This window comes from Cyanobium sp. A1C-AMD (assembly GCF_024346495.1).
GTDB lineage: Bacteria > Cyanobacteriota > Cyanobacteriia > PCC-6307 > Cyanobiaceae > Cyanobium_A > Cyanobium_A usitatum.
In genome coordinates, this window is the sequence record NZ_JAGQDB010000117.1 from 1 (window position 1) to 5578 (window position 5578).

Annotated in this window: 7 protein-coding genes; 4 read left to right on the forward strand and 3 right to left on the reverse strand. The window is 58.5% G+C overall.

The features are described from left to right. A partial coding sequence (locus KBY74_RS13250; protein WP_396123197.1) for an iron uptake porin occupies positions 1–1638 on the reverse strand: 1638 nt, incomplete at its 3' end. Positions 1639–2232: 594 nt separating this feature from the next. Here KBY74_RS13250 and KBY74_RS13255 point away from each other — a divergent pair. The 3 genes from KBY74_RS13255 (at position 2233) to KBY74_RS13265 (ending at position 4480) form a co-directional block, all read left to right on the forward strand. Then, positions 2233–2469 carry a FitA-like ribbon-helix-helix domain-containing protein gene (locus KBY74_RS13255; RefSeq protein ID WP_254943103.1) on the forward strand — a complete coding sequence of 79 codons (237 nt, stop codon included), beginning with the start codon at positions 2233–2235 and terminating at the stop codon, positions 2467–2469. Continuing rightward, the gene (locus KBY74_RS13260; RefSeq protein ID WP_254943104.1) at positions 2432–2965 is read left to right on the forward strand and encodes a type II toxin-antitoxin system VapC family toxin; all 534 of its coding nucleotides are present in this window, start codon (positions 2432–2434) and stop codon (positions 2963–2965) included. The genes KBY74_RS13255 and KBY74_RS13260 overlap by 38 nt, the downstream gene beginning before the upstream one ends. A gap of 192 nt (positions 2966–3157) precedes the next feature. Beyond that, a complete protein-coding gene (locus KBY74_RS13265; RefSeq protein WP_254943105.1) occupies positions 3158–4480 on the forward strand; it encodes a hemolysin family protein in 1323 nt (440 codons plus the stop codon). A gap of 5 nt (positions 4481–4485) precedes the next feature. Here the strand turns inward: KBY74_RS13265 and KBY74_RS13270 are convergent, their stop codons facing one another. Beyond that, positions 4486–4866 (reverse strand): LexA family transcriptional regulator, encoded by a 381-nt coding sequence (locus KBY74_RS13270; protein WP_254943106.1) that lies wholly within the window; start codon positions 4864–4866, stop codon positions 4486–4488. 54 nt (positions 4867–4920) lie between these two features. Continuing rightward, positions 4921–5139, reverse strand: coding sequence for a hypothetical protein (locus KBY74_RS13275; RefSeq protein WP_254943107.1), 219 nt, complete (start codon positions 5137–5139; stop codon positions 4921–4923). A 155-nt stretch (positions 5140–5294) separates the two neighbouring features. Between KBY74_RS13275 and KBY74_RS13280 the strand changes: the two genes are divergently transcribed. After that, on the forward strand, positions 5295–5444 hold the full coding sequence (locus KBY74_RS13280) for a hypothetical protein (RefSeq protein WP_254943108.1): 150 nt from the start codon (positions 5295–5297) through the stop codon (positions 5442–5444). Positions 5445–5578: the final 134 nt, after the last annotated feature.

Here is a 5578-nt window from a genome sequence, read left to right on the forward strand (position 1 = left end):
AAACGTCGTTTTGACTAGGGCCCCAAGTGAGCTGAAGCCTTGCCCAGTTGGCGTTCTTTGCCCCATCGGCCGGCTAAGATAAAATAGGGCAGGTGTAATGCTGATCTTATCAGTGACTTGGAACTTATACCAACCTTCCAATGCATAATTACCATCTTCTGGGTTTACACCGCCAGTCATTGATGTAGCAAAGACAGCCTGTCCGACTGCAAAGCCAAAGTCATTGCCTTTGGCGAACACATCAGTCCACTGCAGTCCCACCATCCAGGATTGGCTGACGCTGGGCCTACCAACCGTTTGTACTCCATAGGTTGTGGTGTTGATCCCCCAGCCCAGACTCACGGAAGGTATCCAGCCACTTTCGAGTGGCTGCCAAAATGCACTTACGCCGAAGGCATTGGTTTCAGCACCAACTTTTTCCCCGTGGTCAATGGAGCTATGAACAGTTGGAGTGGTGCCTGGTACAAACTGGGTGAGCGGTTGCACATAGGACCATATCGCAGCCAGGCCCCATTGTTCTTGTTGATAACCGACTTGCACACTAGCGGTGCCACCAGACTCAGACGTGAAGAGCCCATTTGTTGAATCCGAGCCAAGGGCTGAAACATAGTTTGCACTTACGCTCAAGCCATTGTTTTGCCACCACAGGCCAGCTCCGGCGCCAAGATTCTTGCTATAGGCAGCTGGAGCACCATTAACGGTAAAGAGGTTTAAGATGGTGTCAGCAGGGTATACGCTGGGCCAAAGAGCCAGCATGTCTTCCTGCCCCACACGGGCCCCCACCGTGGCTGTGAATTGTTTGCCAATGGGGAATTGGTAAAACAGCTTGTCGATGGCGACAATATTTGGGCCAGCATCCTCTTCAAAGGCAACCTCTAATTCGGCGGAATTACCAATGCCGTGGGGCTCTCCACCAAAGGCACTTCTGCCAAAATTGCCAGCACGAAGATTAGTACGAAGTAAGTCTTTTCCGGTGAAGCTTGTATCTAAAGTCAGCTGAAGATCGTAGTTAAATGTGACATTCTCGGCGACCCCCGTGACCGGAGCTCCGGTGCGTCGGCTCACCGTATTTGCCGCCGAATTGTATGCACTACCGTCGTATCCCACTCCCCCTACGACAAACGTCGCAAGCCCCGAAAGCTTGGTGGTAGTGGAGAACTGCTGGGCTTCCAATGTGCCCACCTTGGCCTCGAGGCCATCGACGCGGCCCTTGAGCACGGCGAGTTCTTTTTTGAACTCATCCATCAGCCGTTGCAGCTCGTCGGTCACCTCGGTGACGCGATCGAGGCAGGCATTCAGTAGAGCAGCCGCTTCATAGCGGGTCATCGCCTGCCCGCCCTTGTAGGTGCCGTTGGGGTAGCCCGCCACACATCCGTATGTCTCCACTAGGTTGCTAAGTGCCTGGTAGGCCCAGTCGGTAGGCCTTACGTCGGAGAACTGGTTGACACTGGTGACCTGATTGCGAGAGCGCCAGGCCTTGAGCTCGTCAATTTCTTGCTGCTCCATGTAGCCGTTGATGGAATCACGACTATTCAGAGAGGCCAGCTCATTGGCCGATGCGGGTGCAAGGGCAGCAAAGGGCAGCAAGGGCGTAGCGGCCAGTAGCAATGGCGAGCAAGCGAAACGAAATGAAGACATTTAATAGTAGAAATTGGGAGATTGAGGATTGAGCCAACCCAAACAACGGCGTTGAATCAAAACCAAGATGCCGCCGCCATAATCCCGAAATCAGGAGGCAGCGTCAACCATGCCTCAACACTCTTTTGACCGTGACCCACTGGAGAGTTGTGTCAGCATTTCGTGACTCCGCTTGGTTTGCGCGTTTCCTGTCTCTGCTGTGGTGGATTGATAGCCAGGCAGGTAGTCCCTGATGCGTTGCTCCATCGCCTGCTGGCTAAGGCCATTGGGCCTGAGATTTTGTTTGTATGTGCCGCTGGCTAGTCTTTTTAGGCGTGACTTGCAATTCAGCCCGGGTTGCTAGTGCATAGGAATGGCATCGTCATAGGGCCCCCCCAGCCCCATTTGATGTACCAGCAGAGGTGGCCATGGAATTCGGTGCCAGGTGTGGCGCGGCGACGGGACCGATCCCAGCGGAGGTCCGACGTCAGGAGTGCCTCAAACTGGAGAGAACCTGCGCAAGCTCTCCTTGCGGAACTGACCGTTCAGCTGCTGGCTATACCGGATCAATGGCGCCAATGGCGATAGCACTGCTATCAGTGCTGTTATGCAGCCATGCCTGATCTATTGGTGTGCGGCGTCGATGACGACCTGGTCCAGGCGCTCAAGAAGCGTGCTGGTGCCCATGGCCGCAGCCAGGAAGCGGAACTGCGGGCCATCCTTGCCGCTGCTCTGCTGACCCCACCGCGGCGGAATCTGGCTCAATTACTGGCTGCCATGCCGGAAGTCGGTGTGGACGCCGATTTCCAGCGCCGTGACGATCAACGTGCGGCGGCTGATGTTTTTGATTGACACCAACGTGATCAGCGAGGCCCGTAAGGGCCGCCGCGCTGATGCGGGTGTGCAGGACTTCTGGGCTGCTGCAGCCCGCGACAACACCCCGCTGTTTCTAGCCGCCATCACCATTGGTGAGCTGCGCCGCGGAGTGGAGTTCATTCGCCACCGGGGGGATCAACCGCAAGCCAAGCTGCTGGAGCAGTGGCTAGCTGAGTCGTCGCAGACCTACGGCGATCGGGTGCTGGACCTTGATGGCGATGCGGCCCAGATCTGGGGGCGACTGCGGGTGCCCAATCCTCACAACGCCATCGACAAACAGATCGCTGCCATCGCCCTGCTGCACGACCTCACCGTGGTGACGCCCAACGTCGATGACTTAGCTGGCTGCGGGGTGCGGCTGCTTAATCCCTTCAGCCGGCGCCGTGATGCACCCCCCAGTAACCCCAGCAAAAGGTTCGGGGTGGATTCAAAGCCGCCTGGCAGCTCCCTAGGCCTTAGCTCAACGGCCTGATCTGCATGATCGCCGCGCGCAGCTCGAACTGATTGTGGCTGGGCCGGAGGGGAATTTGTATCGGCTCCACTCTGCCCCCGGGCAGGGCCAGAGCCGCTGGACCTCAATGCCTGGCTTGGGGTGGTGATGCATCGCAGGCATCCAAGCTGGTAACGGTCTTAATTTGGGGTGCCTTCCGGACCGATCCCCTTCTTGGCGCAGGACATCCTGATCATCCTGCTGTTGATCGTGGCCAACGGTCTGTTCTCCGGCGCTGAGATCGCAATCATTTCGGCACGCCGTTATCGGCTGGAACAACTCTCCGAGAAGGGAGACCGCTCAGCCCGGGTGGCGCTGAGACTGGCCGAGTCGCCGAATCAGTTTCTGTCCACGGTTCAGATCGGCATCACCCTGATCGGCATCCTCACCGGTGCGGTCGGTGGTGCCACCGTTACTCGCCAGCTCGATTCCCTGCTGGAACGCCTGCCTGTGCTGGCGCCTTACAGCGAAGGGCTGAGCTTTGCGCTGGTGGTGGCCGTGATCACCTACCTGTCGGTTGTGATCGGCGAGCTGGTGCCCAAGCGCCTGGCCCTGGCCAGTCCCGAGCGTCTGGCCTGCGCCATGGCACCCAGCATGCGCTGGCTGTCGCGGGCCAGCGGTCCGGTTGTTCATCTGCTCAGCAATTCGACCGAAGCCCTGATGAAGTTGCTGGGGGTTTCCACCACCAGCGAACCTGATATCACCGAGGACGAGATCAAGGCGATAATTCGTCAGGGCGCTGATTCGGGCGTGTTCGAAGAGGTCGAGCACGACATGGTTCAGCGCGTTCTGCGCCTTGGTGATCGCACCATCAAGACGTTGATGACCCCTCGCACTGACATCTGCTGGCTCGATGTCGAGGAGTCGCTGGAAACGAGCCTGCAGGAAATCCTCGAGAGCACCCATTCCCGTTTTCCGGTGGCCAGGGGCACTCTCGATGACTGCTTGGGGGTGGTGCGGGTCCGCAATTTGTTGTCGGCAAAGATCACCGGCCAGTCGATCAACCTCGAAGAACTGATGCAGCCGCCACTGTTCATGGCCGAAAGCACCCGGGCTCTATCGGTCCTCGAGCAATTCAAGCGCACTGGTATTCACATTGCCCTGGTCACCGATGAGTTCGGCGGGATCGAGGGTCTTGTCACTCTCAATGACCTTATGGAGGGCATTGTTGGCGACCTGCCCTCGGTTGAAGATAGAGACGGACCCATGGTGGTGACCCGCGAAGACGGATCGTTGCTTGTCGACGGCGGCCTGGATCTCGACGCTTTTGCTGAGCTGATCGACCAGGACATCTTCCGCATTGATCAGAAGGGCCGATATCACACCCTGGCCGGGTTTGTGATGCATGTGCTCGAGCGCATCCCCCGCGAAGCCGACCATTTCGAGTGGCAGGGCTACCGCTTCGAGGTGGTGGATATGGATGACAAGCGGGTCGACAAGCTGCTGGTCTCGCCCATCAACAGGGATACCCCCAGGGTGATTTCCCCTTCTCCATAGGCTGCTCACTCCAGGTGATGCACCGCATGCACCACCACGCCAAAGAGGCCTGAGCGATCAAAGACCTCCAGGTCCAAAGGAATTGCTGCCTCTCCTGGCCGCACCGGTTCAAGCAACCACTGCTCCCCCTGACGCAAGAGCGGCCGCATCAAGAAGCTGCCCTGGTGGGCAACGACGACGACATGGCCTGAGCAGGGTTCCACACTGCGGTCGATCACCATCAGATCGCCGTCGTTGATCCCGTGCTGGCGCATGCCATTGCCGCTGGCCCACATGTAGAAGGTGCAGACCGGGTTGGGAATCAGGGCGGCCTGGAGATCCAAGCCCTCACCCAATGAACCCAAGCAGAAGGGCACAGGCTCGCCAATAGGCAGGTCAGCCAACATCAAACCAGTGGAAGCAGCAGTACGGCTGTTCTACTCCTGGCGAGGTGGTCTGGCTCAGCTGCCTGCTTCTGGCCAGGGAACCAGCTTCATGTCCCCCACCTTGTTCCAGGTTTTGCATTTGGGATCAGCCAGTCGGTAGAGGGCTTTGCCGTCTGGTCCTTTCTTGGTGACGACCAGGACCGGCGCACCAGGCCAGCCGATCCGCCAAAGCTGCTCACCATCGGCCAACACGATCCGATCGCCAGTGGCGGGGTGCTTGAGGTCTGGGGCCATTGCAGCAGGGTAGAAACCCAGGGTTGCTCTACCGGCCACATGCGATCAGGGGGTCACTACCTCTCTGGCATCAGACGCCTGAGCTGTGGTTTCCCTCAGGACACGTGAACAGGTAGATCCACAGACGTGTTGAAGACTTCAAGGCCTGAGCAGCCATGTTTGGCATGGCGCTCAGCCTCTTCTCCGAGGGGTATCCGGTGGAGGCAGGCTTGATGGATGCCCTGGACTCCCTACGCCGATTGGATTTTTACGCTGGTGAGCACCGGCAGCATGCTGCTGATTGTTTGGCTGGTGTTGCGGCCTAAGCCGTGAGCGCAGGAGCTTGATCGTGCTTAAGAGGGAGGTTCCATCCGGGACAGCGCTGCACCGCCCAGCAGCGCCAGCAGCAGCTTGAGGGTGGAATCAAAGCCGCCCTGCAGCTGCTCCAGCGTGCCGGGGC